The organism is Brevibacillus sp. B_LB10_24 (assembly GCF_046036945.1).
Classification (GTDB): Bacteria; Bacillota; Bacilli; order Brevibacillales; family Brevibacillaceae; genus Brevibacillus_C.
Window position 1 is genome coordinate 12,609 of the sequence record NZ_JBJQOQ010000046.1, and the last position, 26,219, is coordinate 38,827.

Genomic DNA, 26,219 nt, shown 5'->3' on the forward strand with positions numbered 1-26,219 from the left:
TAGACGATGACGGGAAGAGTAGGCTTTTAGAGACTTATCGCCAGAGAACCGGGGTTGGTGGAAACCGGTATAAGGACGAAAGCTGAAGATGGCCCCCGAGTTTCGCTGGTGAGCCCGGTTTTCAAGCGTGTGATTGCCGCTGCTAGCCAACGACGCATGCTGCGTTACAGCGAAGTCTGATGTCGACTTGCCAAGTCCACTGCTTGCGAGAGAGTGGAGAAGTTGGGTGGTACCACGAGTAAAGCGCTCGTCCCATATCGGGGCGGGCCTTTTTTATTAAAAAGGAGGAGGTCATTGATGACCAGACCAACTTATTACATCACGACACCGATCTACTATCCGAGCAACAAGCTTCACATCGGCAACGCCTACACGACGATTGCCGCGGATGCCATGGCCCGTTACAAACGGCTGCAGGGTTACGATGTCTACTACCTGACGGGAACCGATGAGCATGGACAAAAGCTGCAGGAGCGGGCTGCCAGTGAAGGCAAGCAGCCGCGTGAATTCATCGACCCGATCGTCGACTGGATCCGCGATCTATGGGATCGCCTGGACATTTCGTACGACGATTTTATCCGCACCACCCAGCCGCGCCACAAAGATGTCGTCCAAAAAATATTTCAGCGTCTGGTGGATCAGGGCGACATTTACCTGGGCGAATACGAAGGGTATTACTGCGTTCCGTGCGAATCGTATTGGACCGAGACGCAGGCAAAAACGGACAAGGGATACATCTGTCCGGACTGCGGCCGCGAACTGAAAAAAGTCAAAGAGAAAAACTACTTTTTCCGCATGTCCAAATACCAGGACAGACTACTGGAGTACATCGAGCAGCATCCCGAGTTCATTCAACCGGAATCGCGCCGCAATGAGATGGTCAACAACTTTCTGAAGCCGGGCCTGCAGGATCTGAGCGTTTCCCGCAGTACGTTTGATTGGGGAATTAAGGTGCCCCAGGATCCGGAGCACGTCATCTACGTCTGGATCGACGCGCTGACAAACTACATTTCGGCACTGGGATACCTCAGCGAAGATGACAGCAAGTATCGGCGGTACTGGCCGGCGGACGTTCACCTCGTCGGGAAGGACATCCTTCGCTTCCACACCATCTATTGGCCGATCCTGTTGATGGCATTGGATCTCCCGCTGCCGAAAAAAGTATTTGGCCACGGCTGGCTGTTGATGCCTGACGGCAAGATGTCGAAATCAAAAGGCAACGTCATCGATCCGAAGCTGTTGATCGACCGCTACAGTTCCGACGGCGTCCGCTATTTCCTGCTTCGCGAGATCGCCTTCGGGCAAGACGGCGTATTTACTCCGGAAAGCTTTATCCAGCGCCTCAACTTTGACCTGGCCAACGATCTGGGCAACCTCGTCAGCCGGACGGTCGCGATGATTGAGAAGTATTTTGACGGCACCATTCCCGCTCCGGAGCAGCCGGGTGAATTCGACGACCAGTTGATCGCATTGGCGAAACGGACGCGCGGCCTGGTTGAAGAGCACCTCGATCAGATGCACTTTGGCAATGCCCTCTCACATCTGTGGGAACTGGTCGGCCGGACGAATAAGTACATCGATGAAACACAGCCGTGGAATCTGGCCAAGTCTGATGAGAACCGGGCGAGATTGGGAACGGTGATGTACAATCTGGCTGAAAGCATTCGGATCATCTCCATTTTGCTGCAGCCGTTTATGACCAAGACTCCGGAAAAAATCTGGCGCCAGTTGGGCATAGCGGATACTCCCGCGGCCAGGCGCTGGGAGTCGGCGGGGGCTTGGGGGATTCTTCCCGCAGGGGTGCAGGTCAGCCGGGAGGAACTGCTGTTCCCGCGTCTGGATATCGAACAGGAACTGGCTTTCATCGATGCTTCGACTGCAGAGGCTCGCAAACAAGCAGAAGAAAACAAAAAGAAACAGGAGGCGCTAAAAACAGTGACTGCTCCAGAAGAACAAGGAAAACCGGCCGACGCCAAAGAAGAGATCGGCATTGACGACTTTGCCAAAGTGGAGCTGCGGGTGGCTCAGGTGACGGCCTGCACCAAACATCCAAATGCCGACAAGCTGCTCGTGCTCCAGCTCGATCTGGGCTATGAGCAAAGACAGGTGGTCTCGGGCATCGCCAAGCATTATCAACCGGAGGAATTAGTCGGCAAAAAAGTCATCGTCGTGGCCAACCTAAAGCCGGTGAAGCTGCGCGGCGAGCTTTCGCAAGGCATGATCCTGGCGGCATCGGCCGGCGATCAGCTGACAGTGGCTACCGTGGATCCGTCGATGCCAAATGGCGCCATTGTCAAATAACGAAAGGAATGAACAACCGTTGTTAATTGATACACATGCTCATTTGAATGCGCCGGAATTTGCCGAGGACCGGGATGAAGTGATTAGCCGTGCGCGTGAAAACGGCGTTTCGACCATGATTAACATCGGGTTTAACAGAGAGACGATTCCTACCTGCCTGGAGCTGGCGGAGCGTTACGAATTCATTTACGCCGTGATAGGCTGGCACCCGCAAGATGCCAAAGACATGACCGATGCCGATCTGGAGTGGATCGCCGAGCTGACCCGCCATCCCAAAGTGGTTGGCCTTGGGGAAATGGGGTTGGATTACTATTGGGACACATCTCCGAAAGATGTGCAGGCAGAGGTGTTCCGCAAGCAGATCCGGTTGGCCCGCGAGTTGAAACTGCCGATCGTGATTCACAACCGCGATGCCCATGAGGATGTCATCAAGATCCTTCGGGAGGAAAAAGCGGAGGAGGTAGGCGGCGTCATGCACTGCTTCTCCGGAAGCTGGGAAACGGCAAAGCTTGCTCTGGAGATGAACTTCTACATCTCCTTTGGCGGGCCGTTGACGTTCAAGAACGCCAAGAAGCCTAAGGAAGTAGCTGTTCAGGTGCCGCTTGACAGGCTGTTGGTGGAGACGGATTGTCCCTACCTGACACCCCATCCTTACCGCGGGAAGCGGAACGAATCCGGATACGTGCGCTTGGTGGCGGAAGAAATGGCGAACCTTCGCGGTCTGTCCTACGAGGAAATGATCCAGATCACAGGGGATAACGCACAAAGGCTGTTCCGGCTGCCAGCCCGTTCCTAAAGGATAAAGACCCCGCTTATGCCTTATTGTCTGGGCGATAAGCTTGTCTACAAAAAAGGTCCCGACTTTTGTGCGGGACCTTTTTGCATACTTTCGTTCTCCGGAAAGACCATGATGCATAAACTGGTAAAGTATAGTTGCCTTTTGTTTAGCGTTGTCGAAAGAAAAATGATAGTCGACAAGCTGCTTTCGACAGGAAGTGCCTATTATTCGTGAACAGGATTTGCTAAGCTTTGTCCCATGAAGCTAGTAGGACCCGCGAATAACAAGCCCTTTCCGGGGCTTGGATCCATGTGAGGAGGAGATAGAATTTGACAAATGGAGCAAAGTAGCATAAAATCAAACAGACTTTAGCTCTTGCATGAGGAGGAATTTTTTGGGAAAGTCCTCTAACGGCAAAGAAAGGCAGTCTTTGCGGTTCAGAATTCTGACATGTATCGCTGCGGAGAGGAAGCTGGACACCTCCCGGCGATTCAAGGACAGCTTTTCTTAAAAGGAGTGTGGCAAATGGAAATAGAGAAGAACAGGATAATGCCCAAAAAGCTTCTTCCGTATGTACTGGGAGGGGCTGCCGTCATAGCGTTATCCGTCCTGAGCTACTTCTTCATCCTGTCAACCCAGCCGAAAGAAGTGACCCTCACCTTAGATGGAGTAACTCAGTCGTATCAAACGATGGCAAGCAATGTAAAGCAGTTCCTAAAGGAACAAAACATAAAAATCAGTGATGCCGATATACTTGCCCCGGCAGCGGAAACACCCATTACAAAAGATTTGAACATTCAGGTAAAATTGAGCTGGGCAATACCTGTGACGGCAGATGGGCAGACGAAGAAGGTCCGGACGGTCGAACGGAGTGTCGACAAGATCCTGCAGGCTGCGGGGATTGAGCTTCGCAAACAGGATCGGGTCGAACCTGCATTGACGGCAACCGTTACCCCATCCACTAACATCGTCGTCACGAGAGTGGATGAAAAAGTGGTCCAGGTCGAACAAAGAGTTCCCTATCAGGAAATTCGCCAGGCGGATTCTTCCTTGGCCAAAGGACAAAGCCGTGTGCTGCAGGAAGGCAAGGAGGGTATAGCCCGCTTGCACTACAAGCTTACGCTGGTCGATGGAAAAGAAGTCTCCCGTGAATTAATCAAGACCGACGTCGTAAATGCCAAGCGTGACCGCGTTCTCGCTTATGGAACGGGTACGCCGCTTCTGGCTTCACGCGGCGGGGCGGTTGACAGGGCGAGACAGGTGCTGAGCAACGTTACATTGACCGCCTATTCGGCAGATGCCGGCGGCGGACACGGACGGACGGCAACAGGCGTAAGAGCTACCGAAGGCAGGACAGTCGCCGTAGATCCCAATGTCATACCTCTGGGATGGTGGGTGTACATCGAAGGCGTCGGCTATCGCCGTGCCGAAGATACTGGCGGCGCAATAAAAGGCTCCATCATTGACGTCTACATCGAAAGCAGCTCAGAGGCTAGAAGGTTTGGAAGAAAACGCGGGAAAACCGTGTATATCATCGGTCCGAAAAAGCCGGAAGAATAGTTATGATGGAAAGGCAAGGAGACTCTCCTTGTCTTTTTGCTTTTTTCATTCGAGGTAATATGGTAAGCTTTTTAGATAAATCTAATGGGGGAAGGTTCTCCTATACATTATTACGCAGGATCAGCCTGTTTCGTTTCATATCCGGGACAACTTTACGTATAATTTTTTTGAGAAAATGTTGGACAGGTCGAAAAGAGGTAGCTTATGAAAATAAAGGAATTAATTGTCGTGGAGGGCCGTGACGATACGGCCGCCATTTTGCGTGCTGTGAACGCTGACACCATTGAGACGGGAGGATCGGCGATAAACGATGCCGTCATTCAAAAAATTCGCCTGGCACAGGAGAAACGCGGCGTCATTATTTTTACCGACCCCGATTATCCGGGGGAGCGGATTCGCAAAATCATCAGCCAGGCTGTTCCGGGATGCAAACACGCCTTTATCAAGCGTGAAGACGGCTGCAAGAAGGGGAAAGTGGGAGTGGAGCACGCATCTCCAGAGGTAATCCGCCAGGCGCTGGCCGGCATACACACAGAGATGGCAGAGCAGGCCGGCGAGATCACGCTGGAGGACCTGGTTACAGCCGGGCTGGCGGCAGGGGCGTCTGCGAGCAAAAGACGGCTCCGTTTGGGCGACCTGCTGGGGATCGGTTACGCAAATGTAAAGCAGCTGCAAAAGCGCTTGAACGCCTTCCAGATCAGCCGTGAGGAGTTTTGGGCGGCGGTTGCCAGATTGGATGAAGAGGAGAATACCAAGTGACGACACCCATTCAAAAAGATATCGGCACACCGACTCGAACGCGGGCAATATTGGAGGAGTACGGTTTTTCCTTTAAAAAGAGCCTTGGCCAGAACTTCCTGGTCGATCCTAATATTTTGCACAACATCGTAGAGGCGGCCGAGCTGTCAAAGGAGAAGGCGGTCATCGAAGTGGGACCGGGCATTGGGGCACTGACGGAGCAGCTGTGCCGGGCTGCCGGACGCGTGTTGGCGATAGAGCTTGACCAGAGACTGCTGCCGATACTGGCACAGACGCTGTCTCCTTACGAAAATGTCGAGGTGATTCACGGAGACGTTTTACAGCTTGATTTGAAACGCCTAATCGCGGAGCGCCTCGGCGGGAGCGGGGCGATTAGCGTCGTCGCCAACCTGCCTTACTATGTGACCAGCCCGATCCTGATGAAGCTGTTGGAGGAGAAACTGCCTCTGGAGTCCATCGTGGTCATGATACAGAAGGAAGTGGCAGATCGAATCGCTGCCAAGCCGGGCACGAAGGATTACGGGTCGCTCAGTGTAGCCGCCCAATTCTACGCTGTCCCGGAAGTAGAAATGATCGTCCCGGCCAGCGTATTCATCCCCAAGCCGAACGTCGACTCAGCCGTACTTTCCCTGCGGATTCGCAAACAGCCCCCGGTGGAAGTGAACGATGAGCGCCTGTTTTTTAAAGTTGTTCGCGCCAGCTTCGGTCAGCGCCGGAAAACCTTGCTGAACAACATGATCACAAGCTTGTTTGGCAAGGAGCGAAAACTGCTGGCGGCTGAGGTGCTGAATGCTGTGGGGATCGATCCGGGCAGGCGGGGAGAGACGCTTGCAATAGAGGAGTTTGCTGCGATCGCAAACGAGATATCGCGGCGAAATTTGATTCGCCTAGATTAGCCATGCTTCTACAAAAAATCATCGTTGACAAAAGCTGAATTTGGTTGCTATAATTTTAAATTTGTTTGACACACTAATCGTAGGCTGTTATAATAGAAGCAAGCGAGGTGGGTGAAACAAATGGCTAGAAATGCGTTACTTGATATTAAACGCAGTTTAGACCTCCACATTGGCGAGAGGATCATGTTAAAAGCCAATGGCGGTCGCCGAAAGACCGTCGAAAGGACGGGCATCCTCGAAGAAACATACCCCTCTGTCTTTGTCGTCAAGCTCGATGACGATCAGTTGTTTGAAAGAGTTTCGTATAGTTATGCTGACATCCTGACGGAAACCGTGGAACTGACGGTTTGCCGTGACGATGAGCACATTCGCATTACTTTTGTTCAACAGTAGAGCCTCTCGGTTCTACTGTTTTGTTTTGCCCCCTGAAGCGTATACTATGCCTGTCAGCGAGAAAAGGGGGCTGCTGCGCATGGGTCGCAGAGGCGGCATCATGTCTGAGCAATTTAAATTGGAAGTAGCGAAAGAACTGGGGTTTTACGACACCGTTAAGAACGAAGGATGGGGAGCCATCACGACTCGTGATGCGGGGAACCTCGTGAAGCGTGCTATCCAGATTGCCGAAGAAGCGTTAGCCAAGCAAAAGACCGAATAAACTCGCTGACAACAAGCCGGGTAGATTCCCGGCTTTGTGCCTTTCCAACCGCTGGCACTTCACTTTTCGCCTGTGTTACAATAAAATACGAAAGGATACTAGAACACGGGCAGAGGTGAACAAGGTGAGGATCTCAGTTAAGGCGCCGGCAAAAATTAATTTGACCTTGGACGTACTCGCCAAACGACAAGACGGATATCACGAAGTAGAAATGGTTATGACAACGGTCGATCTGGCTGACCGGGTCGATTTGACTCTGCTTGCAGGCGATGAGATCACGCTTGAGTGCTCTGCCAGCTTCGTGCCTGATGACGAACGAAACCATGCCGTTAAAGCGGCTCGAATACTGAAAGAACGCTTTGGGGTAAAAAGCGGCGTTCACATATACATCGACAAGCAAATCCCTGTGGCCGCCGGTCTGGCTGGCGGCAGCAGCGATGCGGCCGCGACATTGCGCGGGCTCAATCGTCTGTGGGGACTTCAGTTGTCTCTGGAAGAGTTGGCCGTTATCGGCGAGGAGATCGGTTCGGACGTGCCGTTTTGCGTTTACGGAGGGACTGCGCTGGCAACAGGCCGGGGAGAACAGGTGAAGCTGCTGTCTGCTCCAGCTCCTTGTTGGGTCGTTTTGGCCAAGCCGCCGATCGGCGTCTCCACGGCCGAGGTATACGGGAACCTGAACGTTGACAACATCCGCGAGCACCCGTCTGCCCAGGAGATGATCCAGGCGATCAGCGATCAGGACTTTTTGGGCATGTGCCGCGCGTTGGGAAATGTCCTGGAGGAGGTTACCCTTCCCCGCTATCCGCAGGTGCGTCAGATCAAGAATCTGATGATCGAGTCGGGGGCGGACGGGGTGCTGATGTCCGGCAGCGGACCTACCGTGTACGCACTCGTGCAGAAGGAAGCCAAGGTGTACCGCATCTACAATGCGCTGCGCGGGTTTGTGAAAGACGTCTACGCGGTGCGTTTACTAGGCGGAACGGAAGCGGAAGTGCTTGCGCAAATCCGTACATAAATGGTACATTAACACTTAATATTCGGTTTTTGTTTGGGGGAAGAAAAATGAAAAAAATGCGCAGAAGCGCGCGTTTGGTAGATATGACGCAATACCTGCTCACGCATCCCCACACGCTTATTCCGCTTACGCTATTTTCGGAACAATACGGGTCGGCCAAGTCCTCCATCAGTGAGGATTTATCAATCATCAAGGATGCTTTCGAAAGCGAAGGAGTCGGATTGTTGAAGACGGTGGCGGGGGCTGCCGGCGGGGTCAAGTACATCCCGATGACAAAACAGGAGCAGGCCGAGCAGTTTATGGGCGAACTGATTCAGTACTTGGAAAAGCCGGAGCGTCTGCTGCCCGGCGGTTACTTGTACATGTCTGACGTATTGGGCAACCCGCAGACCCTCGAAAAAATCGGCAGGTTATTTGCGACGGCGTTTGTCGACCAAGAGATAGATGTGGTCATGACAGTAGAGACGAAGGGGATTCCGCTGGCATATGCCACAGCCCGCTTCCTGAATGTTCCGGTCGTAATCGTACGCCGCGACAACAAGGTGACGGAGGGATCTGTCGTCAGCATCAATTACGTATCGGGATCGAGCAAGCGCATTCAAACCATGTCACTGGCCCGCCGTGCACTGGCTGAACAATCCCGGGTGCTGGTTGTCGACGACTTCATGAAAGCCGGCGGGACGGTCCGCGGAATGATCGATCTCCTGCAGGAATTTCAAGCGACGGTCGTCGGCTGCGGGGTACTCGTCGAGGCCGCTGATGTAACGGAAAGGCTTGTCGACGACTACGTCTCGCTAGCGAAGCTGCAAGATGTCGATGTGAAGGAAAAACAAGTAAAAATAACGCTTGGCAGTTACTTCGAGCAGTCCAGTTAGGACCTTGGTCCTTTTGGTTTCTTCTTCTTGAAGTCACGGCTGGCCGCAAATAAAAAGCGCTGGAAAAAGCAGGACTCTGTTGCTTCTTACAGAATGCTTCATATACAGGTTTATTAGAGAGGAAGGATATCCATGAGCAAAGTATCTTTTGTGTCGACAGAAAAAGCGCCGGCTGCGATCGGCCCGTACAGTCAGGCAGCCAAAATAGGGAATTTTCTCTTTACGTCTGGACAAATCCCGTTAAAGCCGGACGGCAGTTTGGTTGAGGGGGGGATCGTGGAGCAGACGCATCAGGTCTTTTCCAATCTCCGTGCGGTTTTGGAGGCGGAAGGCGCTGATTTTACCAACGTGGTCAAAGCGACGGTCTTCATCAAGGACATGAATGATTTTGCCAGCCTGAACGAGGTGTACGCCAGTTATTTCGGCGACCATCGGCCTGCCCGGACGACTGTCGAAGTGTCTCGTTTGCCGAAGGATGTAGGTGTGGAAATAGAACTTGTCGCTTATATAGGCTAATGGGTTTAGATTTTTTCTGTTTTTTTTACAATATTTCGGAAAGTGGAAGGAATATTTACCCATCATGTTGAAGTAGTAGGCAGGATCAGACAAAAGGGAGTGAACATGATGGAAGTCACTGATGTAAGACTCCGCCGTGTCAACACGGACGGAAGGATGAAGGCCATTGCATCTATTACCATCGACCACGAGTTCGTGGTTCACGATATCCGCGTAATTGACGGCAATAATGGCATGTTTGTGGCCATGCCGAGCAAGCGGACGCCAGATGGTGAATTCCGTGACATCGCTCATCCGATCTCGTCTACTACACGCGAGAAAATCCAGGCGGCTGTTCTGGCCGAGTACGAACGGGCCGGTTTGGAGGAAGAAGAACAGATCGAAGCTGGAGCGTAAAGAAAGAGCACCCTATACGGGTGCTTTTTCTTGTGGGTAGCACGCTTCCAGATCAGCGACAATCGACTGCTGATCGAGTCCCTCGCCGATAAAGACGGCAACCATTTTGGGACCAAAGTTTTCAAAGGGAAAGAGAAGGACCTGGTTTTCCGTCTGTTGGAAGGAAATCAGGTTGTTTTGGCCGACGAATTCGACGTAACCCTTGGCGCGATATACGTTTTTCGGCAATCCCCGCAAAAAGGTTTCAAACTTCTTGGCGTCAACGGGACCCTTAAAGCGATAGGAAAAGGTTTCAATACTGTGGTACAAGGAAGTCTGCCGCGGTGTGCTCATCCCGAGCGATTGTTTGAGCTTGTCGAGCGGTGAAAATCGGCCGATGCTTTTCTGGACGGAAGGACGGCGATTCGTTTCCTGTTGACGTTCCGCTGGTTGGCCGACAGAGCGGAAGGCCAGCCGTTTGAGCGTGAGAACAGCCTGGATGTCTGCTTCTCCGTGCACAGTCTCGCAGACAGGTGCGTCGGAATTGTATTCACTCAGCTTTTGCCTGACCTTGGCAAGTGTGTGGCTTTCGACGAGGTCGCATTTGTTTAACACGATCAGGTCGGCGGCCATGACCTGATTGCGAACCGTTTTTACCAGGGCGCTGTTCGAATGCAGGCGGGAGGTCAGGTCCAGAAAACGCGATGCGTCCACCACGCTGACGATGCCTTTCAATTCAGTATGTTCGTACAATTCCGGATGGGTCAAGGCGTCTATCAGGTCGAGGGGATCGGCGACACCCGTCGTTTCGATGATGATCTGATCGGGAGCAAAGGCGGTCATGATCTCTTTCAGGCTCTCTGCCAGCTCGCCGCGAATGGAACAGCAGATGCAGCCATCCAGCATTTTTTTCACCGGAAAACCCAAGCCTTGAATTTGTTCACCGTCGATATCCTCTTCGCCCATTTCGTTCATCAGGACGACCACGTTGCCTCCCTGCCCTCGCAAGTGCGCGAGCAGTTTTTGCAGGAAAGTGGTTTTCCCGCTGCCGAGATACCCGCTTAAGAGATAGATTTGTGCCGGCATTTTCCATACCTCCGATCCTAGAAAATACGTTATTTTTATGATAGCGGTCTCTTGTGAGAGCGTCAATTTTTGGACAGAAATCCTCCATTGGCTATCTTGAAATCACCATGTGATTAAGATATAGTCAGGATGGAACTTATAAGCTGGAGGTCTATCATGTCAAACATACATGCCGTGGTTCTAGCAGCAGGACAGGGCACGCGAATGAAATCTAAGCTTTATAAGGTGTTGCACCCGGTGTGCGGGAAACCAATGGTACAGCATGTCGTAGACACGCTTGCCGCCATGCGGGTGGAGGAGATTGTCGTCGTAGTGGGACATGGTGCTGATGCCGTCAAAGGCCTGTTGGGCGAGCGGGTGGCATACGCCCTGCAGGAAGAACAGTTGGGTACAGGGCATGCGGTCAAACAGGCGGTGCCTTTTTTGGCTGACAAAGAGGGAACAACACTGATCCTGTACGGCGATGTTCCATTACTCTCAAAAGAAACGTTATCAGCTTTGCTTGACTATCATTTGCAGCAGCAGGCGTCTGCTACTGTTTTGACGGCGGTTGTGGAAGATCCTGCCGGCTATGGCCGGATGATTCGAGACAATGCCGGAGAGGTACTGCGCATCGTCGAACATAAGGACGCCTCCGAGGAAGAACGGACGGTTCGGGAGATTAATACCGGAATCTACTGCTTTGACAACAAAAGACTGTTGGAAGCTTTGTCACAGCTAAATAATAATAATGCTCAAGGCGAGTACTATATCACTGATTGCATTGAAATTTTGCGCAAGGCTGGACAAAAGGTGTGTGCATTTGAAGCTGCTGATCCCGACGAGGCCAATGGCGTGAACGACCGGGTGCAGCTCGCCCAGGCGGAAGCGTATTTGCGCCGGCGGATCAATGAAATGCACATGCGCAACGGCGTTACGATCATCGACCCTAGCACGACCTACATCGATACGGATGTAACGATCGGCCGGGATTCGATTATTCTGCCGTCCACGATTCTCCGCGGCAAGACCAGCATCGGGGAAGACGCCAAAATCGGCCCTCATGTCGAACTGACAAATGTCATTGTGGAAGACGGTGTGACGATCTCTCACTCTGTTCTCGTCGATGCCCGGGCGGATGCGGGGGCCACTGTCGGTCCGTTCGCTTACGTTCGCCCCGGTTCGCATATTGGCGCCCGCGCCAAGGTGGGGGACTTTGTCGAATTGAAAAATACAAAGGTAGGCCCGGGCAGCAAAATCCCGCATTTGAGCTATGTAGGCGACGCTGAGATCGGCGAAGGCGTCAACATGGGCTGCGGTACGATTACGGTAAATTACGACGGCGCCCAAAAACATCAGACTATCGTCGAGGATGGCGCTTTTGTCGGCTGCAATACCAATCTGGTGGCTCCTGTCCGGGTTGGCAAAAATGCGTATGTCGCTGCCGGTTCGACGATAACCGAGGATGTTCCCGCAGACGCTTTGGCGATCGCTCGCGAGCGCCAGGTAAACAAGCCGGGCTACGTGGCGAAGCTTCCTCGCAAAACAAAGTAAGTCAAGCTTTATTTCCTATAAAAGAATAAAAAGGACTAAACGGAGGTTCCTAGAAGAAAAATGGCTAATTACCGCGACCCCAAACTGAAGGTTTTTACATGTAACGCCAACCCTGAGCTTGCCCGTGAGATCGTCGAGCATATCGGCACTCCGCTGGGCAATTCCGAGGCGGTTCATTTCAGCGATGGAGAGTGTCAAATAAAGTTAAATGAAAGTGTTCGTGGTGCTGATGTTTTCGTCATTCAGCCAACCTGCGCCCCTGTAAACGAAACCTTGATGGAGTTGTTGGTAATGGTAGACGCGTTAAAGCGCGCCTCGGCCAAAAGCATCAACGTCGTAATCCCGTACTACGGGTACGCTCGTCAAGACCGCAAAGCGCGTGCACGCGATCCGATCACGGCCAAGCTGGTCGCCAATCTGATCGAGACTGCAGGCGCCCACCGGATTATCGCCATGGACCTGCACGCGACGCAAATTCAGGGCTTTTTCGATATTCCGGTAGATCATCTGTTGGGAGTGCCGATTCTCGGCAAGTACTTCCAGGATAAGGGCCTGCCTGATATCGTCGTGGTTTCTCCCGACCACGGAGGGGTAACGCGCGCCCGCAAATTGGCGGAACGGCTGGAAGCGCCAATCGCGATCATCGACAAACGCCGTCCAGAACCAAACGTCGCGGAAGTGATGAACATCGTCGGGAATATCGAGGGTAAAACAGCTATTATCATCGACGACATCATTGATACAGCAGGGACGATTACCCTTGCGGCGAATGCGTTAGTCGAAGCAGGCGCCCGCGAAGTCTACGCCTGCTGCACCCACCCGGTTCTGTCCGGTCCTGCCATTGAGCGGATTGATTCGTCAAAGATTCGCGAATTGGTCGTAACGAACACGATTCCGCTTCCGCCGGAAAAACAGATCGAGAAAATCAAAGTTCTCTCCGTCGCGCCGATTATTGGGGAAGCCATCATTCGCGTCCATGAGGAATTATCCGTTAGCAAACTGTTTGATTAAACGACAGCCATGAGTCAAAACCTCCCTACCGGGACAAGCTAGAAACAGGGAAGAAATTTCTAGCTGCTCTGTAAGGAGGTTTATCTATGGAAACACTTCACGCCGCCATGAGAGTCACCGGAAGGGGAGGGCAAACGACGAACGCGTTGCGCCGCACCGGATGGATCCCCGCTGTAGTATACGGTTCGGAAATCGGGAATCTGCCGATCAAGGTAAAGGCCCTGGAGTTGGATCAGCTTCTCCGCAAGCAGCCTACCAATGTGCCGCTAACGCTGAGCGTAGACGGACAGGAATACGCGGTCATGATGTATGAGCTGCAGCGCCATCCCGTTCAGGGAAATGTGCTGCACGCCGATTTTAAACAGATCAATCTGAACGAAAAGGTACACACTACCGTCCCGGTTGTTTTGACTGGCCATCCAGAGTATGGGATTGCTTCACTCGTACGGCATAGTGTCGAAATTTCCTGCTTGCCCAAGGACATCCCGGAGACCTTTACGGCAAACGTAGAGGGAATGCAGGTTGGCGATGTCATTCTCGTCAAGGATCTGAACATTGCCCAAGGGATTGATCTGGAACTGGATGAAATGGAAGTAATCGTAAGCATTTTGCCTACGAAAGCTGCCTCCGACGAATCGATAGAAGCGGAAGGAGAAGCCGAGGCCCAGGCGGAAAAGGCCGATTCCCCTGTCAACGAAGCAGCCAAGGTGTAGAGGATCCAGGAACGGACAGCTGCGAAGTTCCGACTTTCGCCCCGGATTTTCAGCGACACTGTTTTTCCCCGCCTATATCCTGTACAATAAAGGGAGTGAATCAGCGAGTGTTTGCTTTACCTTGATCGTGGAGGAATCATCGATGAAAGTAATGATCGGATTGGGAAATCCGGGCAGGCAGTATGAAGATACGAGGCATAATGTCGGTTTTATGGCCATAGATAAAGTTAGTAACGAGTGGCAGATCCCCGTTTCCCAGAACAAATTTCGCGCACTTATCGGCGAAGGGCGGATCAACGGGGAGCGGGTGCTGCTGGTAAAACCGCAAACGTATATGAACTTGTCCGGCGAGTCTGTCAGGGAGATTGTCTCATTTTACAAATTAACGCCGGCAGACATTCTTGTGGTATTCGACGACCTGGATTTGCCCGTCGGCCGTTTAAAACTAAAGGAAAAGGGCAGCGCTGGCGGGCATAACGGGATCAAATCGCTGATCTCGCATCTGGGCACGCAGGAATTCAAGCGGATCAAGGTCGGGATCGGCCGTCCGGAACCGGGGCGGAATGTAAGCGATTACGTCCTCGGCTCCTTTTCGACTGGCGAGCACCCGCTGATCGAGCGGGCGGTCGCTCTGGCCGCTGAGGCGTGTGCCATGGCCGCGACAGAACGATTTGACCTCGTCATGAACCGATATAACACAACTGCCGGCTGACGTGCGAGACTCGTATTTTTTCACCCCCCAAGGGAGATACTATTGATGTAACATCTGGAAAAAATCCAGTTGCAGGAAGAGAGAAGAGAAGATCGTAGCAGTGATTCGGTCTTCCTTGCCGCCTTTCTGATGCCTTGGGAGGTTGAAACAATTGAGTTTTCTTTACGTCTGCCGCTGCTGTGGAATGAAACTGGGGGAGCTGGATCAAGCAGCCGTTTCTGAAGTAGAATTAGGACTGCATTCCTTGACCCCGGAAGAACGCCAACATATAATATCCAAAGAACGAGACGGGGATACCGTCGTTCGTGTCGTTTGCGATTATTGCCGAGACGCATTTAACCAGCATCCCGAGCTGTCCCTGGTAGGGAATCCGCTGCAGTAAGGGGATCCGGAGGTGTTTTGTTAAAATGCCGGCGGCACTTTACTTGAACGAAAGGTATACAGTCTTCAGGCCTTGGCTTATGGTGAAGCTAAGGCTATTTTCGCATGAGAGAGAACCGGAGAGGAGACTGCCTCAATGCAAGTCATTATAAACTCCATAAAAGACGATGCCCATTTCGGAACAATTACAGCGGGTCTGGCGCAAGGCCTCTCGGAACAATTGGTTTCCGGTCTTGCCGGATCTGCCCGTCAAGTGATGATGGCCGCTTTATACCAACAGGCCAACCGTCCGATCTGTGTGATCACTCACAATATGTATCAGGCGCAAAAGGTGTACGAGGATTTGTCTGAGCTTCTCCCTGACGAGCAGCTGCTGCTCTATCCGGGCAACGAACTGATCGGATCCGAACTGGCTATCGCCAGCCCCGAAATGCTGGCTCAGCGGATACACGTCTTCAACCGACTGGCACAAGGCTTTTCGGGTATTTTGGTTGCTCCGTTCGCCGGTGTTCGCCGGTTTGTTGTGCCCTCCTCCGTATGGAAGGAAGCGCAGATAAAGCTTTCCGTCGGCGACGAACTGAACGTCGAGGACTTCTTGGAAAAGCTGATTGAGCTGGGGTATGAACGAGTCGAAATGGTCGAGCGAAAAGGTGAGCTGAGCGTGCGCGGCGGCATCGTAGACCTCTATCCGATCGACTCGGAATGGCCGATTCGGATTGAACTGTTTGACGTCGTGATCGATTCGATCCGCACTTTTGATATGGCAACACAGCGCTCTCAGGAAAACGTTCAGACCTTCACGGTCGGCCCCGCAAAGGAAATGATCGTCTCGACAGATCTGCTGCAGGAATCGGCAGTCCGGCTGGAAAAAAAGCTGGGCGAGACGCTCGGCAAACTGAAGGATGGAGCGGCGAAAGAGCGCGTGATGCAAAAAATTGGCGGCGACATCGAATTGATGCAGCAAGGCCATCGCTTTCCCCAGCTTTTTTCCTATATTTCTGTCATTTATCCAAACCATGACACACTGCTCGATTACTTGCCCAAGGACACGATTCTTTTTATCGATGAGCCATCCCGTGTGATCGATACCGCGACCCAAATGCAAAAAGAAGAAAACGAATGGGTCATGAACAGGGTTTCAGGTGGGGAGTTTATGGCAAATTTGTCCCTTTCTACCACCTACGATGATCTGTTGCACAAACACCGCTGGCAGATTATCTATCAATCCCTGTTCTTGCGCCAGACGCCAAAAACACAGCCGCAAAACATCGTCAACATTAATTGTCGGACGATGCAAAACTTTCACGGTCAGATGAACGTATTAAAGAGTGAGTTGGCCCGTTGGCGGAAGGGACACAACCAGATTGTGTTCGTTGCTGCCGACGTGGAGCGTGCGAAGCGGCTGGAGCGGGTGCTGAACGATTACGAGATGGAGGCTGACCTGCTGCTGGAGGAGGTCCAGACAGTTCCTGAGGGACGGCCGACAATTATCCTTGGAAACCTGCAGAGCGGGTTTGAGCTTCCGTTAAACAAATTGGTCGTCGTAACCGAAGGGGAAGTATTCACGGCCAAGCAGCGGAAAGCCCGCAAGGTTCAGCAGACGATGAGCAACGCGGAGAGGATCAAGAACTACCTGGAATTAAAGCCGGGAGATTACGTCGTTCACATCAATCACGGGATCGGCAAGTATCTCGGCATCGAAACCAAAGAAATTCTCGGTATTCACAAGGATTACCTGCACGTTCGCTACGCTGGCGGGGACAGTCTGTTTGTACCGATCGAACAGATTGACCACGTCCAGAAGTACGTGGGCAGTGAAGAGACAGAGCCAAAAGTTTACAGCCTGGGCGGGAATGACTGGAAACGAGTCAAAAACAAGGTGCAGTCTTCTGTCAAAGACATCGCTGAGGACTTAATCAAGCTGTACGCCGCCAGGGAGGCGTCGGTCGGGTTTGCGTTTCACCCGGATACGGCGGAACAGCGTGAGTTTGAAGCGATGTTCCCCTACCAGGAAACGGCTGACCAGCTTCGGACGATCCGGGAAGTGAAAGAAGACATGGAACAGAAACGCCCCATGGATCGGCTCGTCTGCGGCGATGTAGGTTACGGCAAGACAGAGGTAGCTATCCGGGCTGCCTTTAAAGCGGTGATGGACGGGAAACAGGTGGCGCTCCTCGTTCCTACGACTATTCTGGCCCAGCAGCACTACGAGACGTTTTCCGAGAGATTTGCCGACTATCCGATCAGGGTGGAGGTACTCAGCCGTTTTCGCTCCCGCAAGGATCAAAATGCGACGATTAAGGGATTAAAGGATGGCACAGTCGATGTCGTCATCGGTACCCACCGCGTGTTGTCCAAAGACATTGTCTTCCGTGATCTGGGATTGTTGATTGTCGATGAGGAGCAGCGCTTTGGGGTGAGCCACAAGGAAAAGCTGAAGCAGCTTAAGACCAATGTAGACGTCCTGACCTTGACTGCAACGCCAATCCCGCGGACGCTGCACATGTCAATGCTAGGTGTCCGTGACCTGTCCGTCATCGAGACACCGCCGGAAAATCGCTTTCCGGTCCAAACGTATGTGATGGAATACAGTCCTTCCCTTGTGCGGGAAGCGATTGAACGAGAATTGGCTCGTGGGGGCCAGGTATTCTTCCTGTATAATCAAGTGCAGGGGATCGAGCAGATGGCTGAACAGATCTCACTGCTGGTGCCTGATGCCCGTATCGCGGTCGCCCACGGCCAGATGAACGACTCCGAACTGGAGGCCGTGATGCTGGACTTTCTCGATGGGCAGTACGACGTGTTGGTAAGCACGACGATTATTGAGACAGGGGTAGACATCCCCAATGTGAATACGCTGATAATCTATAACGCAGACAAGATGGGCTTGTCTCAGTTGTACCAGCTTCGCGGGCGTGTGGGACGGTCCAATCGCATTGCCTATGCCTACTTCACGTACCAGCGCGACAAAGTGCTGACAGAGGTTGCCGAGAAACGGCTGCAGGCGATCAAGGAGTTTACCGAGCTGGGTTCCGGCTTCAAGATCGCGATGCGCGACCTGGCGATTCGCGGCGCCGGTAACCTGTTGGGAGCGGAGCAGCACGGGTTTATCAATTCCGTGGGATTTGACTTGTACAGCCAGATGCTCAAAGAGGCGATCGACGAGCTAAAAGGAGAGCAGAAGGTGGAGGCAAGCTCGCCTGTTGAAATCAACCTGCAGATCGACGCCTATATTCCTTCTTTGTACATTACGGACAGCCGCCAGAAGATCGAAATGTACAAAAAATTTGTCGCGGTTTCCTCACTCGAAGAAGTGGATGACCTGGCGGCAGAGCTGCTCGACCGGTTTGGCGATATTCCCAAGCCGGTGGAAAATCTGCTGACCATCTCTCGTTTGCGCGTCTACGCTATCCGTCACCGAATTGTTGAAATTAGTCAAAAAGATCCTGATGTGATTAAGTTATACTTGCATCCGGACCAGAACAACAACATTGACGGCGGTGCGCTGTTCGCCTTGACCGGCAGCTGGGATCGTCGAGTCGGGCTCTCGGGTGGACAGCAAATCATCATAACTGTTAAAGTAAAAGGGTTACGAATCGAAGAAGGCGTACAGATGGTTGAAAGATTGTTGAGCCAATTCCATCTGGTTCGCAAAGACACCAGTAAGGGCGACGTGATAGCCGATGAGCTGGAGGTTCGTCCATAACGAAGAAGGGAGAGTCGTCTTATCTATGAAAAAAGCGACTAAGTTATTCAGCAAACGATTCGCCTTGTTGATATCAGTGTCGGCGCTTGTTTTATCCCTTGTCTCCGGATGCGGGAAGGGTGAGGATCAGGCTGCCCAGCAGCCGTCCGCCCAGCAGCCGTCCGCTGATGACCCTCTAGCCCAATTTCCGGCCTTGACCTTTCCTTACAAGGAGGATCCCAATGCCACGTTGGCGGAGTATAAGGACGGGAAGTTGACGGGAAAAGAATTTGCCTCATTCCTGCGGACACTTAATTTCATGAATCCGCAGGAAGGCATGATGATCGAGGCGGCAGATAAAGCATCGTTGGAGAATTATATGCATCAGTACCTGGCAACCAAGATTCTTGCCGAACGGGCTGATGACAAAACCAAAGCCGCGTCGAAAGAGCTTGGAGAGAAGTCCTTCGAGCAGATCAAGACCCAGTATCTGTCGCTGCTCGGAGGCGATGAGGCGAAATTTACCAAGCTGATGGAGCAGCAGAAGATTACAAAAGATGAAGTGGTTGGCATGATGGCCGCGATTAACGATTCTGTCGAGGTATTGGACAAGAAGTTGACCGATGAAGAACTGAAGGCGGAATACGACAAACAACTGAAGGCTGACAAAAACGCATTTACCATTGCAAGCGTCAGGCACATTCTGATTCTGACAGAAAACCGCAAACCGGAAGAAGCTCTGAAAATCGCCAACGACCTGGAGGGCAAGCTGAAAAAAGGCGAGGATTTTGCCACCCTGGCCAAAGAGCATTCGGAAGACCCCGGAAGCAAGAACAATGGGGGCCTGTACAAAGATGCTTATGTAAACCAATGGGTTCCGGAATTTAAGGAAGCTGCCCTCACCCAGAAGATCGACGAAATTGGTCCTCCGGTAAAAACGAGTTACGGCTACCACATCATTCGCGTAGAAAGCCGGTCGGACAAGACCTTTGACCAGGTAAAAGAAGAGCTGCGCAAAAAGGCTCTGCCTGATCAATTCGAGAAATTTGTCAAAGAAGATATGGACAAGCTGGTAACGGCATGGCATGTGCCTGAAGTAACCCAACCGGCAAAATCCTAAGCGGGGAGTCAAATGACTCCCTGTTTTTTTTGGTCGCATATTCTTCTTTAGGCAGCGAATACTAAAAGCACTCACCACCCGGGGGCAGTGTAGAGGTGTAAATAATTTACAAATAAGGCGCATAGTAAAAAACAGGGTTTACGGACAAAATACAGGTAATGCAGAAGCCACCACCCAATTTTCTCAAGAAAGCGAGGCAACAAGGAATGAAGGCAACTGGAATTGTTCGTCGAATTGACGACCTCGGACGGGTCGTGATCCCGAAGGAAATCCGTCGAACGCTGCGTATTCGTGAAGGGGACCCTCTTGAGATTTTTGTTGATCGTGACGGGGAAGTGATTTTGAAGAAGTATTCGCCCATTGGTGAACTTGGTGACTTTGCAAAAGAGTATGCTGATTCGTTATACGAAAGTCTAAACCACGTCGTACTTATCTCTGATCGGGACACCGTAATTGCCGTCTCCGGTGCCTCAAAAAAAGAATACATGGACAAGCCAATCGGAAATATTGTAGAAAAGTCCTTGGAGGACAGGAAGAGCCGGGTCGAAAAAAACAGCGGGCAATATGAAATATGCCGGGATTTACCAGAGAACTACTCCTCCTTTGTTGTTGCGCCAATTGTAGCCGGTGGTGATCCGATCGGAGCAGTCATTCTCCTCAGCAAGAGCGACACAGCCAAGATGAGCGACCTGGAATTAAAAATGGCCGAGACCGCAGCTGGCTTTTTGGCCAAACAAATGGAGCAGTGATCTGTGAGCAGTCCGTACGATCGGGCTGCTTTTTCTACGTTGTACGGGTTGTGTGGTATAATGGACGAAGTTTGTGGGCTGAGAGGAGATCGTAAATACATATGTCGAGTGACAGAAGCGCCAACAACTTCGTCAAAGGTGCCGCCATTTTAGGGATTGCCGGTCTGCTTTCAAAAGTACTGGGTGCCGTCTACCGCATACCGTATCAGAATATAGCCGGTGACATAGGTTTATACGTATACATGCAGGTGTATCCGCTTTATACCACGCTGCTGATTTTGGCGACAGCCGGCTTCCCAATTGCCATTTCCAAAATCGTCTCCGAACGCTTGGCCGTCGGTGATGCCTTGGGGGCAAGAAAGACATTTCGGGTTGCGAGTACGGTTTTGGGCGTGCTTGGGATCCTGTTCTTTCTTCTGCTGTATTTTGGCGCGCCGGTGATCGCCAGAATCATGGGGGACGAGCACCTGATCTTGCCACTTCGAGCAGTCTCCTGGTCGCTGCCGCTCGTGCCGGTAGCGGCGATCATGCGGGGTTATTTTCAAGGCCATCAAAATATGATACCAACAGGAGTATCCCAGGTCGTCGAACAGCTGGTGCGCGTCATCGTCATCATCTTCGCCGCTTACTGGGCGATGTCCGTCTACAACGATGCCTACCTGGCGGGGACGGGCGCTGTTTTTGCGGCACTTCCCGGGGCTTTTGCCGCTGTCGTCGTCTTGTTTTACTATTGGCGGCGCACCTCGCGCAGCCAGGCGGCAAGGATCCCGTACGGCTACCGCCAGAAGGTGGAGAGCGTCAGCAACAGGGAAGTGCTGCGCAGCATTTGGAATTACGCACTGCCCATTTGCATCGGAGCTTTGGTACTCCCGTTGATCCCGCTGGTGGACGGCATTACCGTAAGCAATCTGCTGCAGTGGAGCGGCCTTGATAAAGATCAAGCTGTGCTCTTAAAAGGGGCGTTTGACCGCGGACAGCCTCTGATCCAGTTTGGGACGTTTTTTGCCACCTCGCTGTCGTTAGCGCTGGTTCCCGCGATCAGTGAAGCCGTCGCACAGCAGAAAGATCAGGTGATCTCGTACCGCACAGAGGTGGCCCTGCGGCTCACCGTTTTGCTTGGCTTGCCGGCCTCGTTCGGCCTTTCGCTGTTGGCCGAGCCGATCAACATCATGCTGTACGGCGATTCCAACGGTACGGAGGCGCTTGCCATACAAGCCTTTACGATTTTATTTGCGACGCTGAGCATTGCTACATCCGGCATTTTGCAAGGGCTAGGGAAAGTGGTCCTGCCGGCGAGGCATCTGTTTTTTGGCGTGCTGGCCAAATTGCTGCTCAACCTGGCATTCGTGCCGGTCTGGGGCATCTCAGGCGCGGCGTTGGCCACAGTCATCGCATATCTGCTGGCGATGTTGCTTAACCTGGTGGCGATTATGCGATATACGGGGGCAAAGCTGCGGCTTCAGCAAATTTTTGGGAAGCCATTTCTCTCGACTTTGCTCATGAGCGTAATTGTTGTCTTCGTTGAGAAAGGCTTGTTCGCCGTACTCGCGGGTGGCGCAAACCCTGAAGGGCGGCTGATACAGTCGGTGGTGGGGCTCGGCGCCGTCGTGGCCGGCCTTGCAGCCTATGTGTTGGCGCTGCTGGTGACCGGTGGTTTAACCCGTTCCGACATGCGCTTTTTGCCTAAAGGAGAACGATTGGCCAATCTGCTCACTCGATTAAAATTACTTCGTAAAGAGTAGTACAGGAGGTTTGGCGCGAATGACCGGAAAAATAATTGTAGTCGGCCTGGGAGCGGGGACATTGGACCAGCTTCCGCTCGGTTGTTATAGATTGTTAAAAAACGGGAATCAAGTATATGTTCGGACACGAGAACATCCGGTGGTGGAACAGTTGGAGCAGGAAGGGGTAGCCGTGAAATCCTTCGACGATGTGTACGAACGGCACGGGACGTTTGATGCCGTCTACTCCTCGATCGCAGCCGCGCTGCTCGATGAGGCAAAGCAGCTGGGGGAACTGGTCTATGCCGTGCCGGGACACCCGCTCGTCGCCGAAAGGACGGTTCAGCTGCTGCTTAAAGAAGCTCCCCTGCAGGACATTTCTGTCGAGGTCAAAGGAGGACAAAGCTTTTTAGACCCCCTGTTCGCCAGACTTCAAATTGATCCGATTGACGGGTTTGCCCTCCTGGACGCGACCAGCATTCGCTCCGAGCAAGTCAATCCGCTGCTGCATACGGTCATCGCCCAAGTATACGACAAGCTGACCGCTTCCGACGTGAAGCTGACGCTTATGGAAGTGTTTCCTGACGAATACCAGGTGACGGTGGCTACGGCAATCGGAGTCAGCGAGTTGGAGCGGGTCGAGTCGATACCGCTGTTTGAACTGGACCGGGTAGAGCACCTGGGGAATCTCAGTCTGATATACGTTCCGCCGACGCAGGAACAGACGGTCTTAAACAGGCAATTCTTCACGTTGAAGAGGATTGTAGAGACGCTGCGCAGTCCGGAAGGCTGCCCTTGGGATCGCGAACAGACCCACAGCAGCATCCGCAAAAACTTGATTGAAGAGACGTATGAGGTCCTGGAGACAATCGATGATGACGATCCCGATGCCATGTGCGAGGAGCTGGGCGATCTGCTGCTGCAGATCATGCTGCATGCACAAATGGCGGCGGAAGACGGATTCTTCACGGTGGAAGACATCGTCGCCGGGCTGAACGAAAAATTGATTCGCCGGCATCCGCACGTATTTGGCGAGCGCAGTGCCAGTGACGCCGATGAGGCTTTGGCCAATTGGCAGGAGATTAAGGCGCAGGAAAAAGCGGCGAAAGGTCAGGATGTCAGCACCCAATCGAAGCTGGCGGGGATTCCGCGTGACCTGCCTGCCCTGATGTACGCTTATAAACTGCAAAAGAAGGCGGCTGCGGTAGGGTTCGACTGGGATCAGATCGCCGACGTATACAAGAAAATCGAAGAAGAATACCGGGAATTGCAGGAAGCTGAACCGGCGGAGCAGGCGGGAGAATTGGGCGATCTGTTGTTTGCGGTCGTTAATCTTGCCCGTTTCCTCAAAATCGACCCGGAAGAGGCTTTGGCACTGACAAACCGTAAATTTACGAATCGCTTTTCCTACATCGAGCAGAAGCTTCAGGAGTCGAACCGGACGTTCGAACAGACCGATCTTGCCGAGATGGACAAGTGGTGGGAAGAAGCCAAAAAGCGGTGACGTACGCCGAATAAGGAGTGGTGTAAAGATGAGGCTTGACAAGTTCCTGAAAGTGTCGCGGCTGATCAAGCGGCGAACCTTGGCCAAGGATGTGTGCGATCAGGGACGCATCGAAATCAACGAGCGGCCGGCCAAGGCATCGAGCAACGTAAAAATCGGCGATAAGCTGGCGATACGCTTTGGACAAAAAGTAGTGCATGTCCAGGTGGAAGACCTGAAGGAGAACCCGCGGAAGGAAGAGGCGGCCTCCCTGTACAGGGTACTGGGCGAGGTGCCTGTACCCCGCGATGAAAAGGAAGAGGAAGCCTATCTCAACTGGTGACTTCTTTCGCCTCCGTTTTGTTCTAAAAGGACATCCCTCCCCATAACATGGTACAAGAACCCGCTGAAATCGCTCCGCTTGGCTAAGGGGCGATTGCGCTGATGTCACGAGGGAGGGTATGCCATGTACGACCAAACGAAGCGACCCCGTCACGAGGTAGTGATGATTAACCGCCGCAGCTTGGCCATTTCTGGTGTAAAAAACGTCGAAAGCTTCGACAGTGAAGAGTTTTTGCTGGAGACGGAAGCGGGGTTTATGACCATTCGCGGACAGAACCTGCACATGAAAAACCTGAGTCTGGAAACCGGTGAAGTGGCGATTGAAGGCCTTGTACACGAAATGGGGTACCTTGAACAGGGGCAGACCGGAGACCGAACAAAAGGATTCTTCGGCAAGTTATTCAAGTGAGCCTAACCGTTCAATTCCAGACCATCGCCTTTATGTCGTTGTGCGGGGTTCTGATGGGCATTGGTTTCGACACGTATCAAGTGTTTAAGGGAAAAGGGCGAATTCCGCGATGGCTGATTTTTTTATTGGATTTGTCATTTTGGCTTTGCAGTATCTGGCTGGTCTTTTTTGTGCTTGTCCGGGTGAATGATGGGGTGGTGCGTCTGCCAATCTTTCTCGGCATATTGGCGGGGGCATATGTGTACTTCGTCCTAGTAAGTAAGAAGTATATTCAACTGCTCTTGATCGTGATAAAATTCTGTAAGTGGTGCTATCGAACGACGCTTTTGTTGTTTCATGTGCTGATTATCAGCCCCGTACGCTTTATCGTCCGACTGATATGGATATTGTTGACGTTTATCTTTTCCATATTATTGGCAATAGGCAATTTTTTATGGAGAATCATACGGTTTCTTACCGCCCCTTTCGTCAATTGGGGTCGGAAGATCGGGAAAGGTTTCAGTCGGACTAAGACAGGATTTTGGAATCGAATGAAGAATTGGTTTAAGCCAAAGCCGAAAAAGTAGCTGTAAAAGGTGGAGAACGATAGATGAGTCAAGCCCCTTCCCCTACAACCAAGAAAGGGCAAAAGCGGAGAATAAGGATGTTTCTGATCATCATGTTCGCAGTTATCGGCTGGACGGGCTATACTGCTTACATGCAGAGCGGGATACTTGACGAAAAGGCAGCCCAGTTAAAGCAGCTCCGTGAAGAAGAGGCTGCTGCCAAACAGCTGAACGCAGAACTGGCGTACAAGGCAAACCGCTTAAATGACAAGGAGTATGTGGCCGAGTTGGCCCGTAAGCAGTACTTCATGACGAAGCCTGGCGAGATTCTTTACGTCATACCTGAAAATTAGTTGATGGGCGGATGTCGTTGACATCCTTTTTCTCCTTTTCTATAATTTAAATGTTCTTAAAATTCTAGAAAGAGGAGGCAATCCGCGTTCATGGGTGTTGAAGTGGGCAGCAAACTTGAAGGGAAAGTAACAGGCATCACCAATTTTGGAGCATTTGTAGAGCTGCCTGGGGGAATGACCGGACTTGTTCATATTAGTGAAATTGCTGACACATACGTAAAGAATATCAATGAACATCTGAAGGTTGGCGATACTGTAACCGTTAAAGTGATGAACATTCGCGATGGGAAAATCGGCCTGTCGATCAAGAAAGCAATCGACCGTCCGGATGTGCCCCCTCGTCACCAGCGCGAGCGTGGAGATGCATTTGAAGATAAGTTAAATCGTTTTTTGAAAGACAGCGAGGATCGTCTATCTTCTTTGCGAAAACATATTGACAAAAAGGGACGCAGCCGCTAGAGAAAAATATATTTGCAAACGCGGAAAATGACGATAAAAACAGGAAGGTCATTTCAAAGATATGACGAATTAGATTAATATAGCCCGTTTCGCTAGCGCGAATCACCTACCGGCCGACGTTGAACGCCAAAACCGTCGGCTATTTTTTTTCTACGACTGACCAATTAACATACAAAATGTATATTCT

The 26,219-nt window shown here is 52.0% G+C and carries 27 protein-coding genes and 1 other annotated feature (1 of these 28 only partly in view); of the genes, 26 read left to right on the forward strand and 1 reads right to left on the reverse strand.

The features are described 5' to 3' along the window. Positions 1 to 258: a binding site (T-box leader), on the forward strand (it extends 3 nt beyond the left edge of the window). Positions 259 to 297: 39 nt separating this feature from the next. The 11 genes from metG to spoVG all read left to right on the forward strand — a co-directional run bounded on the left by metG (position 298) and on the right by spoVG (position 9,751). Continuing rightward, positions 298 to 2,301: a methionine--tRNA ligase gene (gene metG / locus ACI7RC_RS25560; protein ID WP_408111001.1), complete on the forward strand. Its 2,004-nt coding sequence runs from the start codon at positions 298 to 300 to the stop codon at positions 2,299 to 2,301. Between the two features lie 19 nt (positions 2,302 to 2,320). After that, positions 2,321 to 3,097, forward strand: a complete 777-nt coding sequence (locus tag ACI7RC_RS25565; RefSeq protein WP_408111002.1) for a TatD family hydrolase — start codon at positions 2,321 to 2,323, stop codon at positions 3,095 to 3,097. Positions 3,098 to 3,628: 531 nt separating this feature from the next. Next, the gene (locus ACI7RC_RS25570; protein ID WP_408111003.1) at positions 3,629 to 4,639 is read left to right on the forward strand and encodes a resuscitation-promoting factor; all 1,011 of its coding nucleotides are present in this window, start codon (positions 3,629 to 3,631) and stop codon (positions 4,637 to 4,639) included. Positions 4,640 to 4,843: 204 nt separating this feature from the next. After that, entirely contained in the window at positions 4,844 to 5,398 is a 555-nt protein-coding gene (gene rnmV / locus ACI7RC_RS25575) for a ribonuclease M5 (protein WP_408111004.1), read from the forward strand. Continuing rightward, positions 5,395 to 6,294 carry a 16S rRNA (adenine(1518)-N(6)/adenine(1519)-N(6))-dimethyltransferase RsmA gene (rsmA, locus tag ACI7RC_RS25580; RefSeq protein ID WP_019123172.1) on the forward strand — a complete coding sequence of 300 codons (900 nt, stop codon included), beginning with the start codon at positions 5,395 to 5,397 and terminating at the stop codon, positions 6,292 to 6,294. Before rnmV ends, rsmA begins: the two co-directional genes overlap by 4 nt. 120 nt (positions 6,295 to 6,414) lie before the next feature. Next, on the forward strand, positions 6,415 to 6,687 hold the full coding sequence (gene veg / locus ACI7RC_RS25585) for a biofilm formation stimulator Veg (protein WP_019123171.1): 273 nt from the start codon (positions 6,415 to 6,417) through the stop codon (positions 6,685 to 6,687). 79 nt (positions 6,688 to 6,766) lie between these two features. Next, complete coding sequence (locus ACI7RC_RS25590) at positions 6,767 to 6,949, forward strand: small, acid-soluble spore protein, alpha/beta type (protein WP_019123170.1); 183 nt, start codon at positions 6,767 to 6,769, stop codon at positions 6,947 to 6,949. 124 nt (positions 6,950 to 7,073) lie between these two features. Further along, a complete protein-coding gene (gene ispE, locus ACI7RC_RS25595; RefSeq protein WP_408111005.1) occupies positions 7,074 to 7,964 on the forward strand; it encodes a 4-(cytidine 5'-diphospho)-2-C-methyl-D-erythritol kinase in 891 nt (296 codons plus the stop codon). 47 nt (positions 7,965 to 8,011) lie between these two features. Continuing rightward, the gene (gene purR, locus ACI7RC_RS25600; RefSeq protein WP_019123168.1) at positions 8,012 to 8,839 is read left to right on the forward strand and encodes a pur operon repressor; all 828 of its coding nucleotides are present in this window, start codon (positions 8,012 to 8,014) and stop codon (positions 8,837 to 8,839) included. A gap of 132 nt (positions 8,840 to 8,971) precedes the next feature. Next, entirely contained in the window at positions 8,972 to 9,355 is a 384-nt protein-coding gene (locus ACI7RC_RS25605; protein ID WP_019123167.1) for a RidA family protein, read from the forward strand. A 108-nt stretch (positions 9,356 to 9,463) separates the two neighbouring features. Next, the gene (gene spoVG, locus ACI7RC_RS25610) at positions 9,464 to 9,751 is read left to right on the forward strand and encodes a septation regulator SpoVG (RefSeq protein ID WP_019123166.1); all 288 of its coding nucleotides are present in this window, start codon (positions 9,464 to 9,466) and stop codon (positions 9,749 to 9,751) included. Positions 9,752 to 9,763: 12 nt separating this feature from the next. On the opposite strand, the gene ACI7RC_RS25615 is transcribed toward spoVG, so the two are convergent. Next, positions 9,764 to 10,816 (reverse strand): CobW family GTP-binding protein, encoded by a 1,053-nt coding sequence (locus ACI7RC_RS25615; RefSeq protein WP_019123165.1) that lies wholly within the window; start codon positions 10,814 to 10,816, stop codon positions 9,764 to 9,766. Between the two features lie 156 nt (positions 10,817 to 10,972). On the opposite strand from ACI7RC_RS25615, the gene glmU reads away from it, so the two are divergent. The 15 genes from glmU (at position 10,973) to ACI7RC_RS25690 (ending at position 26,032) form a co-directional block, all read left to right on the forward strand. After that, positions 10,973 to 12,349: a bifunctional UDP-N-acetylglucosamine diphosphorylase/glucosamine-1-phosphate N-acetyltransferase GlmU gene (glmU, locus tag ACI7RC_RS25620; RefSeq protein WP_026074588.1), complete on the forward strand. Its 1,377-nt coding sequence runs from the start codon at positions 10,973 to 10,975 to the stop codon at positions 12,347 to 12,349. Positions 12,350 to 12,409: 60 nt separating this feature from the next. Beyond that, on the forward strand, positions 12,410 to 13,360 hold the full coding sequence (locus ACI7RC_RS25625; protein WP_019123163.1) for a ribose-phosphate diphosphokinase: 951 nt from the start codon (positions 12,410 to 12,412) through the stop codon (positions 13,358 to 13,360). 86 nt (positions 13,361 to 13,446) lie between these two features. Beyond that, positions 13,447 to 14,073, forward strand: coding sequence for a 50S ribosomal protein L25 (locus ACI7RC_RS25630; RefSeq protein ID WP_019123162.1), 627 nt, complete (start codon positions 13,447 to 13,449; stop codon positions 14,071 to 14,073). 142 nt (positions 14,074 to 14,215) lie between these two features. Next, positions 14,216 to 14,785 (forward strand): aminoacyl-tRNA hydrolase, encoded by a 570-nt coding sequence (gene pth / locus ACI7RC_RS25635; protein WP_019123161.1) that lies wholly within the window; start codon positions 14,216 to 14,218, stop codon positions 14,783 to 14,785. Positions 14,786 to 14,936: 151 nt separating this feature from the next. Continuing rightward, positions 14,937 to 15,167 (forward strand): anti-sigma-F factor Fin, encoded by a 231-nt coding sequence (locus ACI7RC_RS25640; RefSeq protein ID WP_019123160.1) that lies wholly within the window; start codon positions 14,937 to 14,939, stop codon positions 15,165 to 15,167. Between the two features lie 135 nt (positions 15,168 to 15,302). Next, a complete protein-coding gene (gene mfd / locus ACI7RC_RS25645; protein WP_408111006.1) occupies positions 15,303 to 18,872 on the forward strand; it encodes a transcription-repair coupling factor in 3,570 nt (1,189 codons plus the stop codon). 25 nt (positions 18,873 to 18,897) lie between these two features. Next, complete coding sequence (locus ACI7RC_RS25650) at positions 18,898 to 19,971, forward strand: peptidylprolyl isomerase (RefSeq protein WP_408111007.1); 1,074 nt, start codon at positions 18,898 to 18,900, stop codon at positions 19,969 to 19,971. Between the two features lie 206 nt (positions 19,972 to 20,177). Continuing rightward, entirely contained in the window at positions 20,178 to 20,720 is a 543-nt protein-coding gene (gene spoVT / locus ACI7RC_RS25655) for a stage V sporulation protein T (RefSeq protein WP_408111008.1), read from the forward strand. A 101-nt stretch (positions 20,721 to 20,821) separates the two neighbouring features. After that, entirely contained in the window at positions 20,822 to 22,462 is a 1,641-nt protein-coding gene (locus ACI7RC_RS25660; protein WP_408111009.1) for a putative polysaccharide biosynthesis protein, read from the forward strand. Positions 22,463 to 22,481: 19 nt separating this feature from the next. Next, positions 22,482 to 23,945: a bifunctional methyltransferase/pyrophosphohydrolase YabN gene (gene yabN, locus ACI7RC_RS25665; protein ID WP_408111010.1), complete on the forward strand. Its 1,464-nt coding sequence runs from the start codon at positions 22,482 to 22,484 to the stop codon at positions 23,943 to 23,945. Positions 23,946 to 23,973: 28 nt separating this feature from the next. Beyond that, positions 23,974 to 24,267 carry an RNA-binding S4 domain-containing protein gene (locus ACI7RC_RS25670; protein WP_408111011.1) on the forward strand — a complete coding sequence of 98 codons (294 nt, stop codon included), beginning with the start codon at positions 23,974 to 23,976 and terminating at the stop codon, positions 24,265 to 24,267. A 123-nt stretch (positions 24,268 to 24,390) separates the two neighbouring features. After that, the gene (gene yabP / locus ACI7RC_RS25675) at positions 24,391 to 24,675 is read left to right on the forward strand and encodes a sporulation protein YabP (RefSeq protein WP_408111012.1); all 285 of its coding nucleotides are present in this window, start codon (positions 24,391 to 24,393) and stop codon (positions 24,673 to 24,675) included. Next, positions 24,672 to 25,241 (forward strand): spore cortex biosynthesis protein YabQ, encoded by a 570-nt coding sequence (gene yabQ / locus ACI7RC_RS25680; RefSeq protein ID WP_408111013.1) that lies wholly within the window; start codon positions 24,672 to 24,674, stop codon positions 25,239 to 25,241. Before yabP ends, yabQ begins: the two co-directional genes overlap by 4 nt. A 77-nt stretch (positions 25,242 to 25,318) precedes the next feature. Continuing rightward, the gene (locus tag ACI7RC_RS25685) at positions 25,319 to 25,573 is read left to right on the forward strand and encodes an FtsB family cell division protein (protein ID WP_408111014.1); all 255 of its coding nucleotides are present in this window, start codon (positions 25,319 to 25,321) and stop codon (positions 25,571 to 25,573) included. A 90-nt stretch (positions 25,574 to 25,663) separates the two neighbouring features. Beyond that, positions 25,664 to 26,032, forward strand: coding sequence for a S1 RNA-binding domain-containing protein (locus tag ACI7RC_RS25690; protein WP_408111015.1), 369 nt, complete (start codon positions 25,664 to 25,666; stop codon positions 26,030 to 26,032). Positions 26,033 to 26,219 lie beyond the last annotated feature (187 nt).